Origin of the sequence: Methylocystis sp., assembly GCF_051061285.1 — a bacterium.
Lineage (GTDB): Bacteria > Pseudomonadota > Alphaproteobacteria > Rhizobiales > Beijerinckiaceae > Methylocystis.
The window spans coordinates 1-25,032 of sequence record NZ_JBPFEA010000006.1 but is presented as its reverse complement, the minus strand read 5'-3'; the positions used below and the strand labels follow the sequence as shown (position 1 = coordinate 25,032).

At 64.1% G+C, this 25,032-nt stretch carries 19 protein-coding genes and 1 other RNA gene; 11 read left to right on the top strand and 9 right to left on the bottom strand.

Annotation, left to right across the window (positions count from 1 at the left end; genetic code table 11):
* Positions 1 to 72: 72 nt before the first annotated feature.
* The 4 genes from ACR65T_RS01060 to ACR65T_RS01045 are packed head-to-tail and all read right to left on the bottom strand — an operon-like array spanning position 73 to position 5,271.
* Positions 73 to 1,137, bottom strand: coding sequence for a quinone-dependent dihydroorotate dehydrogenase (locus ACR65T_RS01060; protein ID WP_434494747.1), 1,065 nt, complete (start codon positions 1,135 to 1,137; stop codon positions 73 to 75).
* Positions 1,134 to 1,478, bottom strand: coding sequence for a DUF952 domain-containing protein (locus tag ACR65T_RS01055; protein ID WP_434494746.1), 345 nt, complete (start codon positions 1,476 to 1,478; stop codon positions 1,134 to 1,136). The genes ACR65T_RS01060 and ACR65T_RS01055 overlap by 4 nt, the downstream gene beginning before the upstream one ends.
* Positions 1,479 to 1,510: 32 nt before the next feature.
* Positions 1,511 to 3,739, bottom strand: coding sequence for a glucans biosynthesis glucosyltransferase MdoH (gene mdoH / locus ACR65T_RS01050; protein ID WP_434494745.1), 2,229 nt, complete (start codon positions 3,737 to 3,739; stop codon positions 1,511 to 1,513).
* Positions 3,727 to 5,271 (bottom strand): glucan biosynthesis protein, encoded by a 1,545-nt coding sequence (locus ACR65T_RS01045; RefSeq protein WP_434494744.1) that lies wholly within the window; start codon positions 5,269 to 5,271, stop codon positions 3,727 to 3,729. The genes mdoH and ACR65T_RS01045 overlap by 13 nt, the downstream gene beginning before the upstream one ends.
* 248 nt (positions 5,272 to 5,519) lie before the next feature.
* Here ACR65T_RS01045 and glmU point away from each other — a divergent pair, with 248 nt between their 5' ends.
* Positions 5,520 to 6,881 (top strand): bifunctional UDP-N-acetylglucosamine diphosphorylase/glucosamine-1-phosphate N-acetyltransferase GlmU, encoded by a 1,362-nt coding sequence (glmU, locus tag ACR65T_RS01040; RefSeq protein WP_434494743.1) that lies wholly within the window; start codon positions 5,520 to 5,522, stop codon positions 6,879 to 6,881.
* Positions 6,882 to 6,975: 94 nt separating this feature from the next.
* Positions 6,976 to 8,805, top strand: a complete 1,830-nt coding sequence (gene glmS / locus ACR65T_RS01035) for a glutamine--fructose-6-phosphate transaminase (isomerizing) (RefSeq protein WP_434494742.1) — start codon at positions 6,976 to 6,978, stop codon at positions 8,803 to 8,805.
* 5 nt (positions 8,806 to 8,810) lie between these two features.
* Here glmS and ACR65T_RS01030 read toward each other — a convergent pair whose 3' ends face one another.
* Positions 8,811 to 10,310, bottom strand: a complete 1,500-nt coding sequence (locus tag ACR65T_RS01030) for an FAD-dependent oxidoreductase (RefSeq protein ID WP_434494741.1) — start codon at positions 10,308 to 10,310, stop codon at positions 8,811 to 8,813.
* Between the two features lie 203 nt (positions 10,311 to 10,513).
* Between ACR65T_RS01030 and ACR65T_RS01025 the strand changes: the two genes are divergently transcribed.
* Both ACR65T_RS01025 and ACR65T_RS01020 read left to right on the top strand, forming a co-directional pair.
* Positions 10,514 to 11,338, top strand: a complete 825-nt coding sequence (locus ACR65T_RS01025; RefSeq protein WP_434494740.1) for an ABC transporter permease — start codon at positions 10,514 to 10,516, stop codon at positions 11,336 to 11,338.
* Positions 11,328 to 12,089 carry an ABC transporter ATP-binding protein gene (locus ACR65T_RS01020; protein ID WP_434494739.1) on the top strand — a complete coding sequence of 254 codons (762 nt, stop codon included), beginning with the start codon at positions 11,328 to 11,330 and terminating at the stop codon, positions 12,087 to 12,089. Before ACR65T_RS01025 ends, ACR65T_RS01020 begins: the two co-directional genes overlap by 11 nt.
* On the opposite strand, the gene ACR65T_RS01015 is transcribed toward ACR65T_RS01020, so the two are convergent.
* Together ACR65T_RS01015 and ACR65T_RS01010 are read right to left on the bottom strand one after the other, a co-directional pair.
* The gene (locus ACR65T_RS01015; protein WP_123175773.1) at positions 12,068 to 13,234 is read right to left on the bottom strand and encodes an LptF/LptG family permease; all 1,167 of its coding nucleotides are present in this window, start codon (positions 13,232 to 13,234) and stop codon (positions 12,068 to 12,070) included. The two genes, ACR65T_RS01020 and ACR65T_RS01015, sit on opposite strands and share 22 nt — an antisense overlap.
* 122 nt (positions 13,235 to 13,356) lie before the next feature.
* Positions 13,357 to 14,250: a hypothetical protein gene (locus ACR65T_RS01010; protein WP_434494899.1), complete on the bottom strand. Its 894-nt coding sequence runs from the start codon at positions 14,248 to 14,250 to the stop codon at positions 13,357 to 13,359.
* A 169-nt stretch (positions 14,251 to 14,419) separates the two neighbouring features.
* Between ACR65T_RS01010 and ACR65T_RS01005 the strand changes: the two genes are divergently transcribed.
* The 4 genes from ACR65T_RS01005 (at position 14,420) to hrcA (ending at position 19,169) form a co-directional block, all read left to right on the top strand.
* Positions 14,420 to 15,697 (top strand): glycosyltransferase, encoded by a 1,278-nt coding sequence (locus ACR65T_RS01005; RefSeq protein WP_434494738.1) that lies wholly within the window; start codon positions 14,420 to 14,422, stop codon positions 15,695 to 15,697.
* A 108-nt stretch (positions 15,698 to 15,805) separates the two neighbouring features.
* Positions 15,806 to 17,050, top strand: a complete 1,245-nt coding sequence (locus ACR65T_RS01000; RefSeq protein ID WP_434494737.1) for a glycosyltransferase family 4 protein — start codon at positions 15,806 to 15,808, stop codon at positions 17,048 to 17,050.
* A 168-nt stretch (positions 17,051 to 17,218) separates the two neighbouring features.
* A complete protein-coding gene (locus tag ACR65T_RS00995) occupies positions 17,219 to 17,998 on the top strand; it encodes an outer membrane protein (protein WP_434494736.1) in 780 nt (259 codons plus the stop codon).
* An 85-nt stretch (positions 17,999 to 18,083) separates the two neighbouring features.
* Positions 18,084 to 19,169 carry a heat-inducible transcriptional repressor HrcA gene (gene hrcA, locus ACR65T_RS00990; protein WP_434494735.1) on the top strand — a complete coding sequence of 362 codons (1,086 nt, stop codon included), beginning with the start codon at positions 18,084 to 18,086 and terminating at the stop codon, positions 19,167 to 19,169.
* A gap of 44 nt (positions 19,170 to 19,213) precedes the next feature.
* On the opposite strand, the gene ACR65T_RS00985 is transcribed toward hrcA, so the two are convergent.
* Positions 19,214 to 21,457 (bottom strand): primosomal protein N', encoded by a 2,244-nt coding sequence (locus ACR65T_RS00985; RefSeq protein ID WP_434494734.1) that lies wholly within the window; start codon positions 21,455 to 21,457, stop codon positions 19,214 to 19,216.
* A 101-nt stretch (positions 21,458 to 21,558) separates the two neighbouring features.
* Here ACR65T_RS00985 and ACR65T_RS00980 point away from each other — a divergent pair, with 101 nt between their 5' ends.
* Together ACR65T_RS00980 and ACR65T_RS00975 are read left to right on the top strand one after the other, a co-directional pair.
* Entirely contained in the window at positions 21,559 to 22,050 is a 492-nt protein-coding gene (locus ACR65T_RS00980; protein WP_434494733.1) for a hypothetical protein, read from the top strand.
* A gap of 75 nt (positions 22,051 to 22,125) precedes the next feature.
* Entirely contained in the window at positions 22,126 to 22,860 is a 735-nt protein-coding gene (locus ACR65T_RS00975) for a DUF4396 domain-containing protein (protein ID WP_434494732.1), read from the top strand.
* Positions 22,861 to 22,898: 38 nt separating this feature from the next.
* On the opposite strand, the gene ACR65T_RS00970 is transcribed toward ACR65T_RS00975, so the two are convergent.
* Positions 22,899 to 24,158, bottom strand: a complete 1,260-nt coding sequence (locus ACR65T_RS00970) for an NAD(P)/FAD-dependent oxidoreductase (protein WP_434494731.1) — start codon at positions 24,156 to 24,158, stop codon at positions 22,899 to 22,901.
* Between the two features lie 333 nt (positions 24,159 to 24,491).
* Here ACR65T_RS00970 and rnpB point away from each other — a divergent pair.
* An RNA gene (rnpB, locus tag ACR65T_RS00965) (RNase P RNA component class A) lies at positions 24,492 to 24,871 on the top strand.
* The last annotated feature ends 161 nt before the right edge of the window (positions 24,872 to 25,032 follow it).

Here is a 25,032-nt window from a genome sequence, read left to right as displayed (position 1 = left end):
CGCGCGCCGTCACATGGAAGCCGGCGATCGTCAGACATGGCGTGCTAGCGCTGGCGAGCGCCTATCGAAGATCTATTCCGCGCGGCATGACGTCGTAGCGCATTTGCCGATCCTCGCCGCCAGCGCCTCTTTGTCGCGCGCGAGAGTTTCGATCAACCCGCGCTTGATCCGCGTGACCAGCCCTGGCCCTTCATAAACAAGCGCGGAATAAAGCTGCACCAGCGTCGCGCCGGCTTCGATTTTGGCGAGCGCCGCTTCGGCGCTGCCGACGCCGCCGACGCCAATCAGCGGGAACTGTCCTTCCACGCGCAAAAATGTTTGCGCGAGCATGCGCGTCGAGAGATCGAACAGCGGCGCGCCGGAAAGGCCGCCGCTCTCCTTCGCAAAATGCGAGCGCAGCGATAGGGGCCGCGAAATCGTCGTGTTCGACACGATCATGCCGTCGATGCGCCGATCGCGCGCGACGCGCACGATGGCGTCGAGCTGCGCGAGCGTGAGGTCCGGCGCGATTTTGAGGAGCAGGGGCCGCCGAACCGGCGCCGCGTCGCGCGCCTCGATGACGCGCGCGAGGAGATCGGAAAGCGCTTCCGGCTCCTGCAGATCGCGCAGGCCTGGCGTATTCGGCGAACTGACGTTGATCGTGAAATAGCTCGCGACGTCGGCGAAGGCATGCACGCCCGCGACATAGTCCGCCGCGCGGTCGGCGGCGTCTTTGTTTGCGCCGATATTGACGCCGACGATTCCTCGCCGCGCGCGCTTCGACAGGCGCGCCAGCGCCGGCGCATGGCCCTCATTGTTGAAGCCATAGCGATTGATGACGGCGTGATCCTCGACGAGTCGAAAGGCGCGGGGACGCGGATTGCCGGGCTGCGCGCGCGGCGTCAGCGTGCCGACTTCGACGAAGCCGAACCCGAGGCCGAGCATGGCGTCGGCGACTTCGGCGTTCTTGTCGAAGCCTGCCGCGAGGCCGATCGGATTGGGAAAGTCGAGACCGAAGGCGTGGACCGCGAGACGCGGATCATTCGCCGGCGGCGCACGACGCGGCAGCAGTTTCAGCGCGGCGATCGTCGCATGATGCGCCGTTTCAGCGTCGAGCAGACGTAAAAGCGGCGACGCGATCGCGAAGGCGTCCGTCATTCGAGGATGGCCGAAAAATCGTGCTTGCCATCCGCGCCTAAGGGCAGCGGATGGACGCGCGCAACCGACTCGAGAGGAAGCGGCGCATAAAGATGCGGAAAGGGCGCGCCGCCGCGCGAAACCTCCCATCTGAGCGCGTCGCCGAGCGCGGCGGCGTCCACCGCGACGAGCAGCAGATCGGTTTGGCCGGCGAAATATCTCGCCGCTGTTTCCTCGACCTGATCCGCGGCCGAAAAGTGAATGAAGCCGTCGGCGAGATCGACCGCCGCGCCGCTAAAGACGCCCGCCGCTTCCGCCGCGCGCCACTCGGACTGCGAAACGATTTTGTAGATATGAGTCACGAGCCAATCAGCCTTGTCTCAAGCCCGCCGAGTCACTCCGCGGCGCGCGGGGTTCTCTGCGCAGCGGCCGCCAGCGCCGCCCGGCGCGGCAGACGCGCGATCATGCCGATGAGCGCACGGTCGGAGAGCGCCACCAGCCGCTCGCCGCGGTTCAGCCAATTGACTGCGTCCTCGATCGTCTCGGCGTCGGCGATTTTAGTTTCGGCCAAGGCCCGGTCCGCGGTGATCTGCCCCCGCTGCCTCGGGCGTCGCGTCGGCAGCCAGCTTTCGTGCAGCGCGCGCAACTCGGGATCGGCGTGGATGGCCAGCAGACCATTGATGTCATCTTCGCCGGCGCGCGCCAGCGCTTTGGAGAGCGCCTTGCCGCGCTTGGCGATCGGCGGCGTCGCCGTTTCTTCGGGCGTCGTCAGCACGCCGGCGCGACGAAACATCAGGCCCAGCCAACGTTGACTCGTCGCCCAGGAAATCAGGATCGCGAGCACGAGGCCGGCGATCGTCGGCGACATCCAGGCGACGAGCGAGGGCGAAATCATGAAGCCTGCGACGAGGCTTAAGAGGCCCAGCGCCACGTGCCACAGGTGGCGGCGGACGATATCGGCAAACGGCACCGAGCCGTCGTCGCGTCGCTGCGGATCCCAACCGGTATCGAAGCCGAAAACGATGTGCAGCACATGGCCGGTCTGAATCAGCATCATGATCGGCGCCAGCAGGGCGGACAGCACGACTTCGAAAAGGGTCGAGATCAGCAGCATGATCACGCCGCCGGAGCCTTTGCGCGTTTCCGGCTCAAAGATGGCGACGATCAGGCCCAACATCTTGGGGGCGAGCAGAATGCCCATCGTCAGTCCGAAGAGTTCGAGCGACCGTTCGGCGTCGAACCGCGGGAAGGTCGGAAAGAGCGCAAATTCGCCGGTAAAATATTCCGGTCGGAAATAGCTCGCCTGGAAGACGATGACGATACCGATGAGAAGTTGCAGCAGCCAGAGCGGCGACGTCAGATAGCCGAAGATGCCGGTGAGAAAATGCTGCCGCGACGCCCAGTGGAAGCCTTTGCCGAGCAGTACGCGCGCATGTTGCAGGTTGCCCTGACACCAGCGGCGGTCGCGAATCGACAGGTCGATCAGGGAAGGCGGGCTTTCTTCATAGGAGCCGCCAAGCGTCGGCGTCATGTAGACCGCATATCCGGCGCGGCGGATAAGCGCGGCTTCGACGAAGTCATGGCTCAGGATATGGCCGCCCCAAGGCGGCCGGCCGCGCAGGTCGGGCAGGCCGCAGTATCGGGCGAAGGCCTCTGTGCGGATGATCGCGTTATGCCCCCAATAATTGCCGTCGCGGCCCATCCAGGCCGTTAGGCCCATCGCGATGACGGGGCCATAGATGCGCGCGGCGAATTGCTGGACCCGGGCGAAGAGCGTGTTGCGATTGATGATCAGCGGAAGCGTCTGGATGATGCCGCTGTCGGGGTCGGCCTCCATTGCAGCGGCGAGCTGCACGATGGTCGGCCCGCTCATCAGACTGTCGGCGTCGAGCACCACCATGTGCTGATAGGCGCCGCCCCAGCGCGAGACGAAATCTTCAATATTGCCCGCCTTGCGTCCGGTGTTCTTTTCACGCCGGCGGTAGAAGATTCGCGCCTGTGGGCCGAGCCGGCGGCGAATACCGATGAAGGCGCGCTCTTCGGCGACCCAGATGTCGGGATTGGTGGTGTCGGAGAGGAAGAACCAATCGAAATGCGCGCCAAGGCCGGTCGCTTGCACGTCTTCGTAGATCGTCTGCAGGGCGGCGAACACTCGGCTCGGCGCCTCATTGTAGATCGGCATCACAACGGCGGTGGTCTCGGCGAGCGCCGCCGGCAGAGCCGGGCGCCGGCGCCGGCGCATCAGCAGGACGAAGCCAACGACGCAGCTTGTGAAGGACAGCGCGATCCAGGAGAAGTTCAGTACGAACAACCCCAGCAGCGCCCACTTCAATGTCGTCACCCCGCCGACGTCGACGACCTTATACATCTCGTGAGCGCCATAGGCGGTCAGCGCCAAGCCGCCGCCAAAAGTCAAAATCCTCGAAAGCCATGGCGTGCGCCACAGCCAAGGCGCCTCGGTTTTGCGCCGCTGCCGCTTGTCGAATTTGAAGAGATTTTGCGCCGGCATCGACAGCCGGCTCTCGATCGGGGTCGGCGGGGCGGCGGCGGGATCGGAGCTGGAGGTCCGCCATTCCATTGCCCGCGGCGGATTGTCTGAAGGAGCGAGGGTCACGACGTCCATCGATAAAGCCAGGTCTCGCTGATCGGTCGCTCGTCGGACTGCAAAACGAGCCGAAGCTCGCAGTAGTTCTCGCCGGCGGGGTCTACGTCGAAGACGACGCGGCAGGACTTTGCCGACGGATTTAAATAGGTGCGAATATTCGTCGCCAATCCCGGAGAGGTCGTCAACGCTGCTTTCAGCTGCGTTGTGCGTTGAGGGTCCGCCAACACGTCGCCGGAAAACACGACAATAAAACGGCGGAGCTTGCCGCCCGGCGCACGGCCCGAGCGCGCGCTCATGGCGATCGCCAGCGGCGGCCGCGTCGGCGGCTCCCAGCACCAGAACTGCCGATAGGCGAAAGACGTCTCCTTGCCGGCGACGAGAGCAGTCTTGGGCCGCCAATAGGCGACGATATTGGCGTTGATTTCGGATTCCGAGGGAATCTCGACGAGCTGCAGGGCGCCTTCGCCCCATTCGCCGAGCGGTTCGACCCACAGCGAGGGACGGCGCTCCCAGTGCTGCTGGTCGTCCTCATAGTCGTCGATGTCGCGCTGCCGGATCAGCGAGCCAAAGCCCTGCGGACTGTCGTCGACAAAGGAGGAGAATTGCAGGATCTCGCGGTTCGACACGGGTCGCCAGAGCCATTCGCCCTGGCCGCTGAGCATCTGAATGCCGTTGATGTCGGCGACCATCGGCCGCCAATCGTCGAGCCTGGGGCGGTCGAGCGGCGTAAAGAGCGAAGCCCCGGCAAAGCCGGCGATTCCCAAATGATCGACCGCCGTCCGCGGATAGAGCGTCAACTCCGTGTCGATGAGCGTCGCTTCGCCGGGCCGCAGGGTGAAGCGATAGACGCCGGCGACGCTGGGCGAATCGAGCAGAGCATGGATGACGAGCGCGTTGTCGCCGAGCGCGGGCTTCTCGATCCAGAAACTGCGGAAGGCGGGGAATTCCTCGCCACGCGGATCGGCCGTTCGAATGGAGAGGCCGCGCGCCGTGACGCCCAGATTCTGCCCGCGCGCGACGGCCCGATAGAAGCTCGCCCCCTGGAATATGGCGAGCTCCGCTTCGGCGCCGCCATTTTGGGCGTGAAGCACCCGAAAGCCCGAAAAGCTGAGGTCGGGAAGCGTCTCCGGGACATTGAGCGCGCCATAGTCGAAGCGGCTCGCCTCATAAGGCAGTCGCGCGGCGGCGGCGTTCTCCACGACGTAGATATCCACAGCAGCCGCAAAAATATGGCCGCGGTGAAGCGGCTCGATGCTGAAACCCGTGTTGTCGTGACGCCAAATCGCCGCGTCGGGCTTCGTCTTGATCCCGACGAATTGTTCGTAGGAGAGATTAGCGAAGGGTTCGGGCAGGTCGGTTCGCGGCGGCGTATAAGGCTTTGCGGCCAGCGCGCGGGCAAGTTCGACCACCATGTCGCGCGAAAACGGCGCAGATTTTTGGACAGTCGGGGGATCTACCTGACCGGCGGTCCCCGCGCTTGCCGGCGGTGGAACGATCCCCGCCGCGATTGCGCCCAGGCCCGCTTTCAAAACATCTCGACGTTCAAACATGAGCTACCGAAGGAGGCCGATCCGCGCGGTCCATGAACGGGTGATTGAGCCTTTTTGCGGCGCTGGGCTGGCGACAGCCCCTCTATACAAGAAAGCTAAGGAGACAAAATGGTTTTCTTGGCGGTTTTTGAGGGCTGCGCGCGAAAGCCGCGGCGGCTTGCGCTCCGCCGCTCGAATCTGCCAGAACCGCGGCCTGAGCGGCGTCGCGACGCCGGCTCCTTACGCCAACGTCTAGCCTTGGGCGCCAGATGCCGAAATCCAGAAGCGCGCTCGCGATCGTCCTTGCCGCCGGCGAAGGCACGCGGATGAAATCCAACCGGCCGAAGGCGCTGCATGAGGTCGCCGGCCGCTCCATGCTCGCCAATGTGCTGTCGAGCGCCACGACGGCGGGCGTCGGCCGCGTCGCCGTGATCGTCGGCCCGGGACGCGATGACGTCGGCGCTGAAGCGCGCCGCTCGATCGCTGACGCAGAGATCTTCGTGCAGAGCGAAAGGCTCGGCACGGCGCACGCCGTTCTCGCCGCGCGCGCCGCCATCGCGGAAGGATGCGACGACCTGCTGGTGCTCTTCGCCGACACGCCGCTGGTGACGGCGCCGACGATCGGCGCCTTGCGCGCCGCCCTTGCCGGGGGCGCCGCCGTCGCCGTTCTGGGGTTTCAGGCGTCCAACCCCTTCGGCTACGGACGGCTGCTGCGCGACGACTCGGGGCGTCTCGTCGCCATCCGCGAGGAAAAAGACGCCACCGATGAAGAGCGCGCGGTCACGCTCTGCAACGGCGGTCTGATGGCGATCGACGGGCTAGGGGCGCTGCGCCTGCTGGAAAAGATCGACAACAAAAACGCCAAAGGCGAGTTCTATCTTACTGACGTGGTCGAGTTCGCGCGCGCCGACGGACGCGAAACGAGAGTCGTCATCGCCGACGAAACCGAAGTTCTCGGCGTCAACGACCGTGTCCAGCTCGCGCAGGCTGAGGCCCTCGCGCAGATGCGTCTTCGCCGCGCCGCCATGGCGGGGGGCGCGACGATGATCGCGCCAGAGACGGTTTTTCTCTCCGCCGACACCGTGATCGGCCGCGACGTGACGATCGAGCCGCATGTCGTCATCGGACCGGGCGTTGAAATCGCCGCCGGCGCGGTGATCCACGCCTTCTCGCATCTTGAAGGCGCGCGCGTTGGCGAACGCGCGAGCGTTGGTCCCTTCGCGCGACTGCGTCCGGGCGCCGCGCTCGCCGACAAAGCCAAGGTCGGGAATTTCGTCGAGATCAAGAACGCCAATGTCGCGCCAGGCGCCAAGGTCAATCATCTGTCCTACATCGGCGACGCCGACATCGGCGCCAACGCCAATATCGGCGCAGGAACCATCACCTGCAATTACGACGGCTTCCTCAAATATCGCACGACGATCGGCGCAAACGCCTTTATCGGCTCAAACTCGTCGCTTGTCGCGCCGGTGACGATCGGGCAGGGCGCCTATGTCGGGTCCGGCTCCGTCATCACCAAGGATGTTGCGCCAGACGCGCTCGCGGTGGCGCGCGGCCGGCAGATGGAAAAGGCGGGCTGGGCGGTCTCGTTTCGTATGGCGCAGGCGGCGAAAAAGGCGAAGAAAAAATAATATGACGCCGTTAAGCATGCGCATCATCATTTGACGACATTTTTTGTCCACCGCCTTTGGCGGCGCTCTTGCTATTATGCTTTTGGAGGTCGTCATGTGCGGCATTGTGGGAATCATCGGAACGGCTCCGGTCGCCGGGAAAATCGTCGAGTCGCTCAAGCGTCTCGAATATCGGGGCTATGATTCGGCCGGGATCGCCACTCTGGAGAACGGGCGGCTCACCCGTGTGCGGGCGAGCGGCAAACTCAAGAACCTCGAAGAAAAGCTCGCGGCCGCGCCGCTCTCGGGCGCCATCGGCATCGGCCACACGCGCTGGGCGACCCATGGCCGCCCCACCGAGAACAACGCCCATCCGCACGCCAACGACCGCGTCGCGGTGGTTCATAACGGCATCATCGAAAATTTCCGCGAGCTGCGCGCCGAGCTGACGGCGAAAGGCCATGTCTTTTCGAGCGAGACCGACTCCGAGGCCGTCGCCCATCTTGTCGCCGACGCGCTGGGCAACGGCGCAACGCCGGAAAAAGCCGTCGCGGCGGCGTTGAAGCGCCTGAAGGGCGCCTTTGCGCTCGTTTTTCTTTTTGAGGGCGAAAACGATCTGCTGATCGGCGCGCGGCGCGGTTCGCCGCTTGCCGTGGGTCGGAGCGACGAGGGCGTCTATCTCGGCTCCGACGCTCTCGCGCTCGCGCCATTCGCGACCTCCATCGCCTATCTCGACGAGGGCGACTGGGTGACGCTGACGCGCGACGGCGCGCGCTTCCATGACGCCAGCGACGCTCTCGTCGAGCGGCGCTTTCAGCCGCTGCTCGCCGGATCCTTCCTGGTCGACAAGGGCAACTACCGCCATTTCATGGCCAAGGAAATCCACGAGCAGCCGGAGGTCGTCGGCCGCACGCTGGCGCATTATCTCGATCTCGCCGAGGGCGTCGTGCGCCTGCCGTTCGAACTCACATTCGATCCGCGGACGCTCTCGCGCGTGACCATTTCGGCCTGTGGCACGGCCTATTACGCCGGCCTCGTGGCGCGTTATTGGCTGGAGCGCTTCGCGGGCCTTTCGGTCGAAATCGACATCGCTTCGGAATTTCGCTACCGCGAGGCGCCGCTGCCCGAGAATGGCTTGACGATTCTGGTCTCGCAGTCCGGCGAAACCGCCGATACGCTCGCCGCACTGCGCTACGCCCGCGAACAGGGCCAGCACATTCTCTCGATCGTCAACGTCGAAACCTCAACGATCGCGCGCGAGAGCGACACGGTGGCGCAGACATTGGCGGGACCCGAGATCGGGGTCGCCTCGACCAAGGCCTTCACCTGTCAGCTCGCGGTTTTCGCTTGCCTAGCATTGGCGCTGGGCCGCGCGCGCGGCGTGCTGAGCAAGGAACGCGAACGCGAACTGGTCGCCGAACTCGTCGCCGCGCCTGGGCAGATGGCGCAGGCGCTCGCGCACGAAGCGCAGATCGAACCCGTGGCGCGCGACGTGGCGCGGGCCTCAAGCGTGCTCTATCTCGGTCGTGGACCGGCCTTTCCGCTGGCGCTCGAAGGCGCGCTGAAGCTCAAGGAGCTCTCCTATATTCACGCGGAGGGCTACGCGGCCGGAGAACTGAAACATGGGCCGATCGCGCTCATCGACTTCGCCATGCCGGTGATCGTGTTGGCGCCGCCCGACGCGAGCCTGGAAAAAACAGTCTCAAATCTCCAGGAAGTCGCCGCGCGCGGCGGCCATCTGATTCTGATCGGTTCGCCGCACGCCCGGGACGCCGCGGCCGCCGAGCTCGCCGGTTTCATCGAAATGCCGGAAAGCGTGGCGGGCCCGTTCGCGGTCATCGTCTACGCCGTTCCGGCGCAGCTCCTCGCCTATCACGTCGCGACCTTCATGGGCAAAGACGTGGATCAGCCGCGCAATCTCGCCAAGAGCGTCACGGTGGAGTAGGGCGCTCAGCCCCTCGTGATGATCTCGACGGCGTTCTGCGCCTCGACGATGGCGCTCTCGACCGCCGGCATGCCCTGACCGTCCGAATGGGCGAGTAGGACGTTGCCGAAGCGTTTTGGCAAGGCGCGCATCGTGGCGACGATCCCCGGCGCGGCGATGAGGTGATGGTGGCCCCAGCGCGTCAGCTGCACCTCGGCGAGCCGCGCCTTGCCGAACGTCTCCGGCATGAAACGTCGCAGCTCCTCGACGATCGGCGCGGCGAAGGCGGCGCGTTCGCCCGCGAGCAGGCGGGCGCGACCCGCGCGAGGGTCTCGAAACGGCGCATAGACGGTCAGGACGCTGCGATCCTTGGGCCGCTCGCCGGCAGGTAGCACTGCGGTCGCGCTGATCGCGTCGCTGAAGCTCTGAGCGCCCAGGGCCCAGCTGTCATAGGGCAGCTCCGCCGGCGGTCCCTCGAAACAGCAGTTGGCGACGAGATAGCTGCCCTGCCGCAACCGGGTCATTTGCGCCGTCGCGGCGGGATCGACGCCGCGCAGAATGCGGCCTGCAAAAAAATAGGGCGCGGCGACCACCGCCCAGCGCGCCTCGAGGCAGCGGGGCGCTTCTGGATGTCGCGCGTCGAACCAGCCCACGCGGGCGTAGCCGCCTTCCGCCGGCTCGATCGCGTAAACCGCGGCGCCCGTGAGGATGCGTCCCTCGCCGGCGCGTGATAGGCGCGCCGCCAAGGCGCGGGCGATCGCCGCGTTGCCTCCTGGGAAGGCGTAGATCGGCGCGTTGATCTCCGAAAGAAAATTGACGCCCGCATAGGCGGATATTTCGGCCGTGGGCGCGCCGAGCGCCGAGAGGCTGTAGGCGTCAAGCAGGCCGAAGAGTTCGGCGTCGATATGCTCGCGCCGCAAGAATTCGTGCAGGGAGAGCTGGTCCAGCGCAAGCGCCGGCGCCGACGCCTCCCCGATCGGAATCTTGGGAAAGTCCGGGCTCTCGCCGAGGCGGCGCAAAAGCGCCTTTAGCCGCTCATAGCCGCCGCGCCATTCCCGCTCCCGGGGATCCCCCGCGCCGGCCGTCCCTGACAGCGCTCTGTCGACCGGTTCGCTGACAGGGTGCGGCGCGAGGTCCAGCGTCTCGTAAAGCGCCATGAAAGGATTAGATATGTCAACGATATAGGCTGATCCGAGCGCATAATCGACATCGCGCCAACGCTCGGATTTGGCGACGCCGCCAGGAGCCGACTCGCGCTCAAGGACGAGCACGTCGCGATCCCGTAGCAGCGCCGCGACGGCGAGGCCGGCCAGACCGCCGCCGATGACGACGACGTCGACGCGCCGCTCGGGAGCCGAAAGCGGAGCGCGCCAAAGCCCATCGCGGATCGCGTGCATGGGCGCGAAACTGTCGCCCGTCCATTCACCCAGCTGATAGGGCGGCTCTGGCGCCGCTTCGGCGCTCGGCAGGATCAACTGCGTCGCCAGGGCGCCCAGTCCGGCGATCGTCGCGCGACGCGTCACCATGGCCGCTTCCCAAGACAATAAGCTCGATACTGCATGCCGTACCATTGAGGGTGAGCGTCGCCATTGACAGGGGGCGGGCTGAACTGGTCTATGCGGGCGACGCCGCGCCAGGCGCGATAGCTTCGATCGGCGCACGATCCTGTCCGAGGGACGCCTCGCGCTTTTCGAGAACATGTTCTGAACCTGAAAGGACGCGCCGACACTTGCTCGCCTCGATCCCTCCTGTCTATGTCGCGCCCTTCGAACGGGCCTGGCGCAACCGGGAGCTTATCCGCGCCGTCGTGCGGCGCGAGTTCATTTCCCGATTTCGTGGCTCGGCGCTTGGACCGCTCTGGGCGGTGCTCTCGCCGCTCATCATGCTGCTCACCTATACCGCGCTGTTCTCGATCACGGTTCCGCAGCTTTCCGCCGGCATGGGCGTCACCGACTATGCAAGCTCGATTTTCATCGGGCTTATTGTCTTCAATCTGTTTAGCGAACTCGCCTATCGGGCGCCAATGCTCTTGCACGAGCATGTCAACTTCGTGAAGAAGTCGATTTTCCCCAGCGAAACCATCGCCTGGACTGCGACGATCCGGGCGTTCACCTACGGTGGAGTGGGCTTCGCCGTCTACATCGTCTTTCGGTTGCTGACGGCAGGAACGATTCCCTTAACGATCGTGCTGACGCCATTTCTGATCGCGCCCTTTTTTCTCTTTACCATTGGCGTCGTGTGGTTTCTGATGGCGCTCGGGGCGTTCACGCGCGACGTCGCCCATATCATGGCCTCCGTCGTGCCGGTGCTCATGTTCGCGACGCCGATCTTCTATCGCCTGGACCAGATCGCCGCCATGTCCGGATCGGTCGCATTGTGGCTGCGTCTCAACATCGTCGGCGATTACATCGAGATGCTGCGCGGCGTTGCGCTTGATGGAACAATTCCAAACGTCTTCGGCTATTTCGCGCTTGTCGCGATCTCCTACGCGGTGTTCCTTGGCGGCTATCAGTTTTTCATGCGCTACAAATCGGTCATCGTCGATGTCATCTGAGCCCACTATCCGCTGCGCGGGCGTCGGCAAGGCTTTCCAGCTCTATGCGCATCAGAACGATCAGCTCAAGCAGATCCTGTTTGGCCTATGGAAGAAGTTCTATAAGGACAAATGGGTTCTGCATGACGTCAATTTCACGGTTGAGAGAGGCGAGCGCGTCGGCATCGTGGGACGCAACGGCGCCGGCAAGACAACGCTGCTGCAGATTCTGTGCGGCATCACCCAGCCAACGAAGGGCGATTTCAGCGTCGGCGGCCGTATCGCGCCAATTTTGGCGCTCGGCTCGGGCTTCGACGGCTTGCTGACGGGGCGCGAAAACGCCCGCATCGGCGCGGCGATCCTGGGGCTGTCGCGCAAGGAGGTCGACGCGTGCATCGCGGACATCGCCGCCTTCGCCGACATCGGGCCATTTTTTGAGCAGCCGATGCGCACCTATTCGATGGGCATGATCGCGCGAGTGGCTTTCGCGATCTGCGCCTACGCCAAGGCCGACGTGCTCATCGTCGATGAAGCGCTTTCGGTCGGCGACGAAATATTTCAGCGCAAGTGCGAGAAATACATCGCCGAATTCGCCAAAACCGGCACCATTCTGATGGTGTCGCACGATCTCAACTTTCTCGCCTCTCTGTGCAACCGCGTGCTCTGGCTGGAGGACGGCGTCGTGCGCGAGATCGGCGACCCGGCGAAGGTGGTCGCCGACTACCGTAAGGCGATGCGCGCCGAAGAAACTCAGGCGAGCGGCGTCGCGTAGGCGTCCCGCGCGGATGCAGCGCGTTGGCCGAGAAGGCGCTTGGGCTTTGGGCTGCGGTTGAGCCGGGCAAGGAGCCAAACTGAAACGCCGACTTCGGCGAGGGCGAGCGCGGCAAGCAGCAAGACGAACAGCCCATTGATGCGCAGGAGCGATTCAAGCGCGACGAGAAAGCCGATGTGAACGGCGGGAACCGCAATCGTGGCGAGGCCTCCCGCCGCGCCGCGCCGGCCGGTGATGTTCCCGAATGTCAGAACGAGCGCCATCGCGAGGAGCGTATGGGCAAAGGCGAGCGCCGGCACGCCGAAGCGCTTCGCCGCCTCGGCCGTCCACTCTCCAAGCTGGCGCGGATCGCCCCGCGCCGCAGCATAATTGGCGAGAAAGGCGCCGGCCGACAATTCATAAACGCCGCGCCAGCCCCGGTCGGGCAGCGATGTGCTACCCTGCATCGGCAGCGCCATGGCGTATTCGTCGAAATTGGCGATGCGCACGTCGCCTGTCGTCAATGAGCGCGTCTGGATGCTGCCGTTGGAGAGCGCGACGATGACGCCTGATTCGTTGCGGCGAAATTCGGCGCGCGCCGCCGTCACCGTCTCTTCCTGCATCTTTTCGATCGACAGCTGACGCACGAACAGATTGACCGCAAGGTCAGGCGTCTCCCAACGCTCGATGTAGAGCGTCTTCACGCCATTGTCGAAGGTGTAGAAATGCGCCGCGTCGAGCATGCGATGGTTGAGCGAATTGCGCACGACATTGAGCACATCCTGCATGCCGCTCGAATAATAGGGCGCCGCGAAATTGGCGAGCAGATAGCCGAGGACGACGACGCCGGCCGCCAAGACCAGCGCCGGGCGGCAGATGGCCCAGACGGAAAGGCGCAGCGCATAGAGAACGGCGACCATGCCTTCGCTAGCCATGCGGCCGAACTCGAGGGCGGTGGCGACGCCAACCGCCATCGGCAGCGTCACATAGGCCACCGTCGGCGTCACCCCGATCAAGGCGGGAATGACAAGGCCGCCGCGCACGGCGGCCGGCGGCAGTTGGTAAAGCAGATATGACAAGACGACCGGAATGGAGAGCGCGAACTGCACGATGAGCACGCCGAATCCGATGCGCTTGAACAGATAGCGGAACAACAGGCGCGGCATGGCGGGGGCTCCGCGCTATCGCTCGGCGTCGCGCCGAGCGGCAAAGAAAGTTCGCGTCGCGACGCCCAAGCGGAAGAGCGGCGCGCTGGCGTTAAGCCGCGCACGATGCGAGACGCTGCGCGTCATTGCTTGAACCTCGCCCAGGCGGCCTGCGAATAGTGCGTCCACGCCTCGTCGAACACGCCATTCTTGGGCAGCGCTGTCGCGCCGGCCCAATGCGCGAAATAGATCTCCTTGCCTTCGTAGTCGACGGGCTTGCCGTTCTTAAATTCGACGCCTGGCGCCTTGTAGAAGCTTTCGTGAGAGGCGCCCGCGATGACATTCGGCAAAAGCTCGATTTTCAGGCCCCGGCGGTGCGTGACGAAATTGACGAGCGGCTGAGCGAAGAGCTGACCGCGCTTGCGCACGTCATGGAAAATTACGGCGTCGTCACGGATCGTCTCGATGAAATCGGACAGCTTCAGATATTGGTTCGATGTAACCCAGAAGCCGTCATTGAAGAGGAGCGCGTCCTTGAGAAACGGATAGTGGTCGCGCCTGTCATTGTAGACATATTCGAAGCTCGGCGAGGCGACGATGAACTCCGTCTTGCCTTTGTCCAGACGGCCGAACAGCGGCGTGAAGTCGCGAAACAGAATGACGTCCACGTCGACATAGGCGACTTCATCAAGCGGCAGGGAGAGCGCTTGCAGCTTTCGCAGCCGACGGCGGTTGGTGTTGAAGATGCCGGGATAAAGTTCGTGCGAGAGCTTGTCGATTTCGGTCGGCTCTTCGCCGACGTAATGCGCCCCGTAAATTTCCGCGGCGCGGCGCGTCATGCCAACATTGTCGTCATAGGGAATGAGATAAAGCGGCAGCGCGGAATTTGTGTCTCGGTAGCTTTCGAGAAAAGGGAGCAGCCAGTCGATGATCTTGTCATTGCCGACGATGGCGACGCCGTATCGCTTGGCAGGGGTGGGGATGGGCGCCGCGGCGCCCTCGGGCGATAAGACTGGATTTGGGACGCGAAGCCTCATATAGGGGATGTATTTGAAAATGGCGGGCAAAAGCAAGAGGCGGCTCGGCATTGAGGGAAGATGCGGGTCGGACGCCTCAATCTGAAACAGCAGCGAGTCGGCGCGCCTGAGAGGCCGAGCGCGCGATTTTCGTAAGGTATTTGAGAACGATCGACCATGTTGCAGCACGATGTCTGATACGATGGGCCACATTTCGTCATCCGCGGCGCGGCGGGCGGAGACCGCCGGCCCGCCGGCGCGGCCTTTTGCCGGCAAAACCGTCGCCGTTGTTCATGCCGCCTGGCACAGTTGCGGCAGTTATCAGGTGAACGTCAGTCAGATCGCCGCCTATAAGGCGCTTGGCGCGCGCGTCGTGTCTGTCGCGATGATGGACGATCTCGCGCGCCGTCCACCGCGCGGCGGGCGCTGGACAACCTATTTTGAGGCGTCGCGCGACATCGGCGCCGATCGTCGCTTTTATTCGGGCGCGCCGTTCTCCGCCTTGGCGTCCCGGTTGCTCGTCGATGGCTGGTGGCGACTGATCCACGGCGATCAGGCGTCGTGGCTCATCGAACTCGCAAAGCGCGCGCCCTTGCCCGAAGGATTCGAGAGCGAGTCGATCGACTTCATTCACGCCAATCATTACTTCACGCTGCCCTTCGCGCAAAGGCTGATGCGCGGCCGTAAAGTTCCCGTCGTTCTGGAGACGCAGGACATTCAGGCGCGCCAATATGTGTTGCGCAACAAGGGCGAGTTCTTCGTCACGCCCCATGCGACTTACGACGACATGCTCGAGGTCGAACTCTCATGGATGCGCCGCGCCGATCTTTGCGCGCATCTCAATGAGGAAGAGCATCGCGATTTTCAACGGCTCCTGCCGGAGTTACGACATGCGCTCATCTATCCGGCGGTGGCGTCGGCGCCCTTGGCGCGCGGACGCGACATCATCATCGTGGCGAGCGACAATTACGCCAATTACATGAGCCTTCGCTGGTTCTTGCAGGAGGTCATGCCCTTTGCGGGCGGCGCCCGCGTCGCGATCTACGGCAATATCGACGGCGGTGTGAAGAGACGCGACGCGGCGCTCTATGAGTCGCATCGCGCCTTGTTCAAAGGCCGCGTCGACGACATCGGCGCGGTTTACGCCAACGCCGGCTGCGTGCTGCTCCCGACCGTCGAGGGCCACGGCCTGTCGATCAAGGCGGTCGAGGCGCTCTCCTGTGGCGCGCCCCTCGTCGCGACGACGCTCGCATTTCGCGGCATGCAGGTCGATCCCGCCAAATTGGGAAATGTCGCTCTCGCCGAAAACGCCAGGCAATTTGCGGCGTTATGGCGCGACGCTGAGGCGCGAGCCGTGAGCGGAGAACCTGCAGAGCCGGAGCGAAGCGACACGCGTCGCCTGTACGAAGACGCGTTCAGCCCCGAAGCTTATGCGCACGCTTTGGCGATGGCCGCCGCCACGCTCTGAATCAGGCCCCGTAAAGCTACGCGGCAATTGTCGGAACAGTTAAACTCTGCTTAGGCTGCGGCTCGCGGAAGCTGGAGGAACGGGTTGAGCGTTGCATCGAGTGATTGCTTGGCCTGCGCGCAGCATCCGCTTCTTGGCCGGCGCGTCGCGCTGATCCACCCGGCTTGGCACTCCTGCGGCACCTATCGCGTCGTCCTTGGGCAGATCGCCGCCTATCGCGCGCTGGGGGCCGAAGTTTTTCCGATCGCGGTCAGTTCCGATCCAGGCTTCGTTCCGGGCCGGAACTGGATCTGGAAATCCTTTAACCAGGCGACTCCGGAACTTGATGGCGGCGCGCGCTATTACGGCGGCGCGCCGTTCCACGCGATGCTCTCGCCCCGTTTTTTGCTTAACGTGCTGTGGCCCTATCTCCATGGCGATCAGGCGGTGGTGCGTCTCGCCATGGCGGAGCGCGCGCGGCTGTCGCGCGCCATCGAGGGCGCGACGTTCGATCTCGTTCACTGCAATCACTTTTTTCTGATGCCGATTGCGCGCCGTCTCGCGCGCGGCGCCGCGCCGATCCTGCTCGACACGCATGATCTGCAGGCGCGGCAATTCGCGCTGATCAACGAAACAATGCCGTGGCTTTCCCCACGCGCCTCCCACGAATCGATGCTGGCGCAGGAACTTGAGGCGATGCGCGGCGCGGATCTGCTGCTGCATCTCAATGCGCAGGAGGCCGAAGACTTTCGCGCTCTGGTTCCTGAGAAGGCGCATGCGCTGCTCTATCCCGCAACGCCTGAGGCGCCGACCGGCCCTGGCGGTCCGGACATCATTCTTGTCGCGAGCAACAACACCGCCAATGTCGAAAGCGTCGTCTGGTTTTTGCGCGAAGTCGCGCCGAAAGCGCCGGGCGTCACAGTGAAGATCGTCGGCAACGTCGACGCCGGGGTGCGTTCAAAGGCGCCGAAGCAATACGCTGCCTACAAGGACTGGTTTCTGGGCCGAGTCGAAGACCCCGGCGCCGTCTACGCGAACGCCCGCCTTGCGCTGCTTCCGACGATCAGCGGAACTGGACTTTCGATCAAAGCGGTCGAAGCGCTGTCGAGCGGCCTGCCGCTGATCGCCACCAGGCAGGCGATGCGCGGGATGGATGAGGAAGCGTTGAGCCTTCCTGGCGTCGTCATCGTCGATTCGGCTCAAGAATTCGCCGACGCGCTGAGCCGGGCGGCCGCCAGCGCGCCTTTGGACGAAGCGGGGCGGCGCGGCAGCGCGGCGCGCCGCTATTACGAGTCGCGGCTTTCGCTCGCGGCCTATAAGGCGAGCCTCGGCGTCCTCGCAGCAGCGCTGATCAGCGCCGGATCAGGGGAGTAGATTCCGGGAAAATCAGCATGTTGCGCGAAAGTGTGTCCCATCGGCAACGGCGCCGGAAAAACGCCGTTGCATACCTCTACGGTAATTACGTCTTAGGTTTGATGGTGATACTTTGCATTCGAAACTGCCGTTCGTCCCAAGCGGACGAGCTTATTGGAGGCGCCTCGGATGACTTTCAGAACTTATATTGTTGGCGCCTTTGCGTCGGTGCTGGCGGTGAGCGCCGTTTCGGCGGCTGACCTCCCGATTTACAAGGCTCCGCCGCCACCGCCGCCGCCGCCGGTCTTCAGCTGGGAAGGCTTCCACATCGGCATCAGCGGCTCTTACGCCGGCGGCGTTTCCAGCCAATATTCGCAAACCTACCTGCTGGCGCCCGGACCCTTCCTGGCGATTCCGACATCGACTTCGTTCGGCACGAGCGGATATTTGGTCGGTTACCAGAACGGCTATAACTGGGTGTTCGCCAACGGTCTCGTCGCTGGTTACGAAAGCGAATTCAACTACGCCGACGTTCGCGTGTCGAATGCGGGCTCCTATCTCGGAGGCGTCGGCGCCAGCAGCCGTCTGCAATGGTTTGGCATGGAGCGCCTGCGCTTCGGCTACGCCTTCGGCCGGTTTCTGCCTTACATCACTGGCGGCCTGGCCTATGGCAAGGTGCGTCCCTATGGCCAGCAGTGGGGGGGTGTGTTCCCCGTCAGCCAGTCGGTGTGGCAGGGCGGTTTCGCCATCGGCGCCGGCATCGAATACGCCATCCTCGACAATTGGACCGTCAAGGCGGAGTACATCTTCACCCGCATGAAGGGGGCCTCCAGCGCGAACCTCGCCTTCCCGTTCACTTACCGTACCGGCGCCGGCAACTACCTGGATACGAACATCGCCCGCATTGGCGTGAATTATCAGGTCAAGAGCTTTGGCGCGCTGATCGGCATGCCTGAACTCGGCCTCTGATCGACCGTCCTCCCCGACGTCGAAAAAAGCCCGGCCTTGCGGCCGGGCTTTTTTTGTTGGCGCGCCGGTGCGATATTCTTGTTGAATGATCCGCAACGCCCCGCTTGCCCACCCTTCGGCTCTGAGCCTCGCGCAGCTCAGCGAGCGCTCCCGCGAAATCTTCAGGCACATCGTCGACAGCTATCTCGCCTCAGGCGATCCGGTCGGCTCGCGCAATCTCGCCCGGCTCCTGCCGATGACGCTGTCGCCCGCCTCGGTGCGCAATGTCATGCAGGATCTCGAGGAGCTCGGCCTCATCTATGCGCCGCATACGAGCGCCGGACGTCTTCCGACCGAGCTTGGCCTGCGCTTTTTCGTCGATTCCATGCTTCAGATCGGCGACGTCGAGGAGAATGAGCGCGCGCGCATCGCCGCCGAAGTTGAAGCGGCTTCCAAAGACCATGATTTTCCCGGCGTCCTGGCGGAAGCGACGAGTCTGCTGTCGGGACTGACGCGCGTCGCCGGCGTCGTCGTCGCCTCCAAGGACAATGTGCGCTTAAAGCAGATCGATTTCGTGCGGCTCGAGCCCGAGCGGGCTTTGGTCATTCTGGTCGCGGATGACGGATCGGTCGAGAATCGCGTGATTCCTGTCGCGCGCGATCTTCCGGCCTCGGCGCTTACCGAAGCCGCCAACTATCTGAATGCGCGCGTCTGCGGACGGACCATCGCGGAAGCGCGCGCAAGCATCGAAAGCTCGCGTCAGGCCGCACAAATGGAGCTCGACGAACTCGCCGCCCGGCTTGTCGCAACGGGGCTTGCGACCTGGGCGGGCGCAATGGGCGAATCGCGGCAGCTGATCGTCCGCGGCCAGGCGCATCTTCTTGAGGACCTGACCGCCGCCGTCGACCTCGAACGCGTTCGGCTGCTGTTCGCCGATCTGGAGACGAAGACGGAGGTCATCGACCTTTTGGAGCGCGCCGAGCAGGGCGAAGGGGTCCGCATCTTCATCGGCTCGGAGAACAAGCTGTTCTCGCTGTCGGGCTCATCGATGATTGCTGCGCCGCTGCGCGACAGCGAACGCCGGATCATCGGCGCGCTCGGCGTCATTGGCCCGACCCGGATCAACTACGCGCGGATCGTGCCCATGGTCGACTATACGGCCAGGGTCGTGGCGCGAGTCATCGGAGGGTAACGCGTCGCGCCGGGTCCGTCTCTAATCGGCAAACAGCGATAGCGTTACGAGAAATTCTGCGGGTCGACGTCCACCTGCACGCGCACGCCGCCGCGTTCCTTCGGTCCGCCCGCGAGCATGTCGCGCAGAAACGCCTGCATGTCGGCGCTGCGCGGTCCTTTGGCCAGCAAGCGGAATCGATAGCGGCCGCGGATGAGCGCGATGGGCGCCTCCGCTGGACCAAGCAGCGCGATTTCATTCTGCTCTGGCCAGGCGCCGGGCGCAGCGACTCTGTAGCGGGGCGATGGCGGCAGTTCATGCGCCGCGAGCGCGAGCGCGCGCGCATGCGCTTCCGCCGTGGCGGCGTCCTTAGCGGAAACGATCAGCGCGGCGAGACGGCCGAAGGGCGGCAGGCCCGCGCGCTCGCGTATGGCGATCTCCTGTTCGTAGAACTTTTCCGCGTCTCCCGAGAGAAGCGCCGCGATCACCGGATGCGACGGGTGAAACGTCTGGATCAGCGCGTGGCCGGGCTTGTCGCCGCGCCCGGCGCGCCCTGTGACCTGATTGAGCAGCTGAAATGTGCGCTCGGCGGCGCGCGGATCGCCGCTGCCCAAGCCCAGATCGGCGTCGACCACGCCGACAAGCGTCAGATGCGGAAAATTATGGCCTTTGGCGACGAGTTGCGTCCCGATGACGATGTCGAAGCTCCCCTTTGCAATCTCCTCCAGTTCGCGCCGCAGCCGATCGGCGCCGCCGGGAAAATCCGACGAGAGAACGAGTATGCGCGCATCCGGAAACAGCGTCGCCGCTTCTTCGGCGAGTCGCTCGACGCCCGGTCCACAGGCGGCGAGCGAATCCTCGCTGCCGCACTCCGGGCACAGGTTCGGACGGCGCTCGATATGGCCGCAATGATGGCACATCAGCGCGCGCCGAAAACGATGCTCGACGAGCCAAGCGTCGCAATGTTCGCAGCGGAAGCGATGGCCGCATGTGCGGCAAACCGTTAGCGGCGCATAGCCCCGCCGATTGAGGAACAGCAGCGCCTGCTCGCCGCGCGCGATCGCTTCGCCGACCGCCAACGCCAGCCGCGGCGCGATCCATCGGCCGCGCGGCGGGCCTTCCTTGCGCATGTCGATGGCTTCGAGCGTCGGCATGAGGCGTGCGCGCGCCCGCGAATCGAGTCTCAGATAGCCGTAGCGGCCGCGCATGGCGTTGACGCGGGTTTCGATGGAGGGCGTCGCCGAGGCGAGAACGATCGTGGCCTGCTCCATCCGCGCGCGCACGACCGCCATGTCGCGCGCGTGATAGCTCGCGCCGTCATCTTGTTTGTAGGCGCCTTCATGCTCCTCATCGACGACGATCAGCCGCAAATCCGAAAAGGGCAGGAACAGCGCCGAGCGCGCGCCGACGACCACGCGAACGTCGCCCGTCGCGCAGCCGCGCCAGATGCGCGCGCGTTTGCGCGTCCCGACGCCGGAATGCCACTCGGCGGGCTTTTCGCCGAAACGGTCCGCGAAACGCTCAAGAAATTGAGTCGTCAGCGCGATTTCTGGCATCATGACGAGCGCCTGTCCGCCTGCCTCCAGCGCCTGGGCGATCGCCTCGAAATAGACCTCGGTTTTGCCCGAGCCGGTGACGCCTTCGAGCAGAAAAGGCTTGAACGCCTGGGGCGCAAGCGACGCCTTCAGCGCATCGGCGGCGTCCTGTTGCGCGGGCTCCAACGCCGGCGCAGCGAACTGTGGATCGAGCGGCGGCGAAATCGGCGCCGGCGGCGCGGCGATCGTCTCCAGCGCGCCCTCGTCGACGAGCGCGTCGATGACGCCCGTCGAGCAGGCGGCGGCTTCGGCAAGCGCTTTCTTGGCGAAAGCAACGCCGCCTTCCGCGGCTTTGAGGACGCGGGCGCGCGTCGGCGTCAATCGTTCCGGGACATTGCCCGTCGCGCGATAGAGCATGCGCGGCGCCTCGGGCCCGGCGTCTTCGGCCGCGCGCGTGGCGAGGCGTAGCGCCATGCCGCGCGGCGTCAGCGTGTAGCGTGCGAGCCAGTCGATGAAGCCGCGTAGCTTTTGCGAAAGCGGCGGCCGATCAAGACGGGCGCTGACCGTCTTGAGATTCCCGCCCGGGGCAGAGTCGCCGTCGATGGACCAAACGACGCCATAAGCCTCCCGGCGTCCCAGCGGCGCTGTGACGCTGTCGCCGGGAGAAAGCCGCATCGCCGCCGGGGCGAGGTAGGAATAGGTCGAATCGACCGCGACGGGCGCCAAGATCTCGACGATTCGCGCTCTTTCGTCCTCGTCCTGCGCCGCGCTCATGCCGAGGGCTTAATCCATTTCCGGTCCTCAGCAAAAATTTTCTGGAACGAAGCGACGCGCGACCGGGTTCGAGTATCTCAATGTCTCCAAGGAGCCTTCGAATGGAAAAATTGTCGCGCATCGGTCTGTCAGCGCTTGTGACCGGAAGCGTCGCAAGCGTCGTCTCCACCGCCGCCCTGGCGGCGCTCGCGACGCTTGAAGGCAGGGGCGCGCTCGAGCCGACCAACGCCACCAGCCATTGGCTTTGGGGGCGCAAATCGCGCGGGCGGAGCGACGTCGACGCCGCACACACGGCGGTGGGCTACGCGACGCATCACGCGTCGGCGGTCTTCTGGGCTTTCCCGTTTGAGGCCTGGCTTGCGATGCAGCCGCCGCGCTCAACCTTCGAACTGATCGGCGATGCGGCGATGATGTCGGGAATCGCCGCCACCGTCGATTACGGCCTCGCGCCCAAGCGAATCACGCCCGGTTGGGAGTTCGCCTTATCGGACCGCTCGATGGTCGCGGCTTTTGGCGCCTTGGCGGTTGGTCTGGCCTGCGGCGCGGCGGCGTCGCGCGCGCTTCTGGGCGGCGCGGAGATGGAGCGGGCTTAGCGCGAACTCCAATCGACTATTGCATATTCGCCCGCCCGACGGCGTTGGCCTCGACACGACGACGGGAGATAAGGCATGACGCCGGCTTGGCTTCACGATCTCTCCATTTTCGCGCTTGTGGTTGGAGGGCTCTGCGCGCTGATCATCGCGGTCGACGAAGTGGTGCATCCGCAGCACATGTGGATCATGAACGTGGTCTGGCCCGTGGTGGCGCTGTTCGGCGGTCCCGTAAGTGTCTGGGGATATTTCAAATATGGTCGCCTCGCCACGAAGAGCGCGACGATGGAGGCGAAACAAGAGGGCAGAGAGCCGCCCAACAAGGTCTTAACGCCATTTCCCATAGTCGTCGCCAAGGGCGCCAGTCACTGCGGGAGCGGCTGCACGCTTGGCGATATTTGCGCCGAATGGCTTGCCTTTGCGTTTCCGGCTGTGGCCGTTTGGTTCGGTTGGGGCTCGCTGTTCGAGGAAAAAATCTTCGCCGTATGGGTGCTCGACTACATTTTCGCTTTTCTGTTTGGAATCGCGTTTCAATATTTCACCATCGCGCCCATGCGCCATCTTCGACCTCTTGAGGGGCTCTGGCAGGCGTTAAAAGCTGACACGCTCTCACTCACCGCCTGGCAGATCGGCATGTATGGCTTCATGGCGTTCGCTTATTTTTACTTGTTCCGCGTTCTGCTCGGCATGCGCCTGGAGGTGAACAGTTTTGAGTTTTGGTTCATGATGCAGATCGCAATGATCTGCGGCTTCATGACGAGCTATCCGATCAATTGGTTTCTCATTCGCAGCGGGATCAAGGAAAAGATGTAGCGATCTGCCGACGGCTTCATTGCGCTGGCGCAATTCGATCAACGGATAATCAGTCGCGAGCCTCGATTGCCCGTCAGATAGGTCGCGATCCAGCTGATCGCGACGAAGATGCGACTGCGAAGATTCACCAGAAAATAAATGTGCACCACGCTCCAGAAGAGCCAACCCGGAAAGCCGGTCAGTTCCAGTCGGCCGAGTTTGACGATCGCGGAGTTGCGGCCGATCGTCGCCAAATTGCCGTAGTCCCGGTAGCGGAAGGGTTTGCGCGGAAAGCGCCCTTTCAGACGGAGTCGGATGGCGCGTCCGGCGTATCTGCCCATTTGCTTGGCGGAAGCGGCGAGCGCCGGAACCGGCGCGCCATCAGGACCGGTCACGAAGGCGAGATCGCCAATCGCATAGACGTCGGGAAGGGCGGGAATCGTCAGATCGCCGCTCACAGCAATGCGTCCGGCGCCATCGCCTTCAACGCCCAGCCAGTTCGCTGCGGGCGACGCCCGCACGCCAGCCGCCCAGAGGATGACGCCCGCGGGAATCTCCTTCTCTCCAGCGACAATTCTGTCCTCGAAGACCTGATCGACAGGCATGTTCGCGCGCACTTCAACGCCATTCCTTTCCAGCGAATCGCGCGCATAGTCGGAAAGCCGTTCGGGAAAGCTTGCAAGAATGCGCGGCCCCGCCTCGAGCAAAATGATGCGTGCGTTCCGTGGATCGGCGCGGCGAAACTCTGGTGGGAGCGTTCGCCGGGCGAGTTCGGAAATCGCGCCGGCGAGTTCGACTCCCGTCGGTCCGCCCCCGACAATGATGATGGTGAGCAGTCTCTCGCGCTCGCCGGGATCGACGCTGACCTCAGCGCGTTCGAACGCGAGAAGCAGTCGGCGGCGGATGAGGGTCGCGTCGGAAATGGATTTCAGCCCCGGCGCCAAACTCGCCCAATTGTGACCGAAGTAGGAGTGGGTGGCCCCTGTCGCGATGACGAGGAAGTCATAGCCGATCTCGCATTTGTCGGTTTTGACGACTTTGCGGGCGGCGTCGACGCTCTCAACCGTGAGCATCAGCACGGTCACTTCCTTCTGGCGCCGCACGATGTGGCGTATCGGCCAGGCGACATCAGGCGAAGCTAGGGCCGCCGTCGCGACCTGATAGAGTAGGGGCTGAAAGCAATGATGATTGTTGCTGTCGAGGATGAATATGCGCGCGTCGGCGCCAGCAAGCGCCTGCGCAGCCGCAATCCCGGCGAAGCCGCCGCCGATGATGACGACGCGAGGTTTGCGCTCGGTGGCGCTGCTGTGCTGCTGCATAATGAACCATCCATGCGCAGGCGAGTCGTCGATTGGCTAAGCCGCCGATTGCGACTCAAGATTTAAGCCGTCAAAGGCGCCAAGGTTCCAGCCTTGCGCGGCGCCTTCTCGCCGACATCCGAGGCAAAGCAACAAACTCAGACAGTGCAGGGCGCGACGCAGCGCGGGTCCCGCGGAAATTGCGCATTTTGCGTGTCGGACTTCTGCGGCGCCCGTCAGTATACGGCAAGGCGAAGAAACAGTTTATGAGCTGGCGACTATTGCTTAGCTATCCAAGGCGACGTTTTGACGCCGTCTTGCATTCCGTCGCGAGGGCGCCTATCCCTCAAGAGGCCAGTCGGCTGGACGGCCGCTGCCGAAACGCAGAGGAAAGTCCGGGCTCCACGGAGACACGGCGCCGGATAAGGTCCGGCGGGGGCGACCCCAGGGATAGCGCCACAGAAAGCAAACCGCCGCGCAAGCGGTAAGGGTGAAAGGGTGCGGTAAGAGCGCACCCCCCGAACGGCGACGTTCGGGGCACGGCAAGCCCCGCCGGGAGCAAGACCGAATAGGGGCGACGGAAGGCCTTAAGCGCGAGCTTTTGCCTTCAACCTGTCTCCGGGACTGTCGCCCGGGTTGGTTGCTAGAGGCGGGCGGCAACGTCCGTCCCAGAGGAATGGTCGTCACGTTCTGCAAAGAACGTACAGAACCCGGCTTACAGGCCGGCTGGCGTTTAAATCAGCGGTATTTCATAGGAGCTATCGCCGATTTTTGGTGACGGCCTGAAGGATCAGGCGGCGGCGGTTTGGGGCTGAGAATCGGTCGGCTTGGCGGCGACCTCGAGCCCGTCGATGAACTTCACACCCTCGATGATCTTTAGCAACTGGTTATGGCC

What these genes read in the sequence shown, in the direction of transcription:
- ACR65T_RS01060 (WP_434494747.1), bottom strand. Translation starts at nt 1,137, where the DNA reads ATGACGGACGCCTTCGCGATCGCGTCGCCGCTTTTACGTCTGCTCGAC.
- mdoH (WP_434494745.1), bottom strand. Translation starts at nt 3,739, where the DNA reads ATGGACGTCGTGACCCTCGCTCCTTCAGACAATCCGCCGCGGGCAATG.
- ACR65T_RS01045 (WP_434494744.1), bottom strand. Translation starts at nt 5,271, where the DNA reads ATGTTTGAACGTCGAGATGTTTTGAAAGCGGGCCTGGGCGCAATCGCG.
- glmU (WP_434494743.1), top strand. Translation starts at nt 5,520, where the DNA reads ATGCCGAAATCCAGAAGCGCGCTCGCGATCGTCCTTGCCGCCGGCGAA.
- glmS (WP_434494742.1), top strand. Translation starts at nt 6,976, where the DNA reads ATGTGCGGCATTGTGGGAATCATCGGAACGGCTCCGGTCGCCGGGAAA.
- ACR65T_RS01030 (WP_434494741.1), bottom strand. Translation starts at nt 10,310, where the DNA reads ATGGTGACGCGTCGCGCGACGATCGCCGGACTGGGCGCCCTGGCGACG.
- ACR65T_RS01020 (WP_434494739.1), top strand. Translation starts at nt 11,328, where the DNA reads ATGTCATCTGAGCCCACTATCCGCTGCGCGGGCGTCGGCAAGGCTTTC.
- ACR65T_RS01015 (WP_123175773.1), bottom strand. Translation starts at nt 13,234, where the DNA reads ATGCCGCGCCTGTTGTTCCGCTATCTGTTCAAGCGCATCGGATTCGGC.
- ACR65T_RS01010 (WP_434494899.1), bottom strand. Translation starts at nt 14,250, where the DNA reads ATGAGGCTTCGCGTCCCAAATCCAGTCTTATCGCCCGAGGGCGCCGCG.
- ACR65T_RS01005 (WP_434494738.1), top strand. Translation starts at nt 14,420, where the DNA reads ATGTCTGATACGATGGGCCACATTTCGTCATCCGCGGCGCGGCGGGCG.
- ACR65T_RS00995 (WP_434494736.1), top strand. Translation starts at nt 17,219, where the DNA reads ATGACTTTCAGAACTTATATTGTTGGCGCCTTTGCGTCGGTGCTGGCG.
- hrcA (WP_434494735.1), top strand. Translation starts at nt 18,084, where the DNA reads ATGATCCGCAACGCCCCGCTTGCCCACCCTTCGGCTCTGAGCCTCGCG.
- ACR65T_RS00985 (WP_434494734.1), bottom strand. Translation starts at nt 21,457, where the DNA reads ATGAGCGCGGCGCAGGACGAGGACGAAAGAGCGCGAATCGTCGAGATC.
- ACR65T_RS00980 (WP_434494733.1), top strand. Translation starts at nt 21,559, where the DNA reads ATGGAAAAATTGTCGCGCATCGGTCTGTCAGCGCTTGTGACCGGAAGC.
- ACR65T_RS00975 (WP_434494732.1), top strand. Translation starts at nt 22,126, where the DNA reads ATGACGCCGGCTTGGCTTCACGATCTCTCCATTTTCGCGCTTGTGGTT.
- ACR65T_RS00970 (WP_434494731.1), bottom strand. Translation starts at nt 24,158, where the DNA reads ATGCAGCAGCACAGCAGCGCCACCGAGCGCAAACCTCGCGTCGTCATC.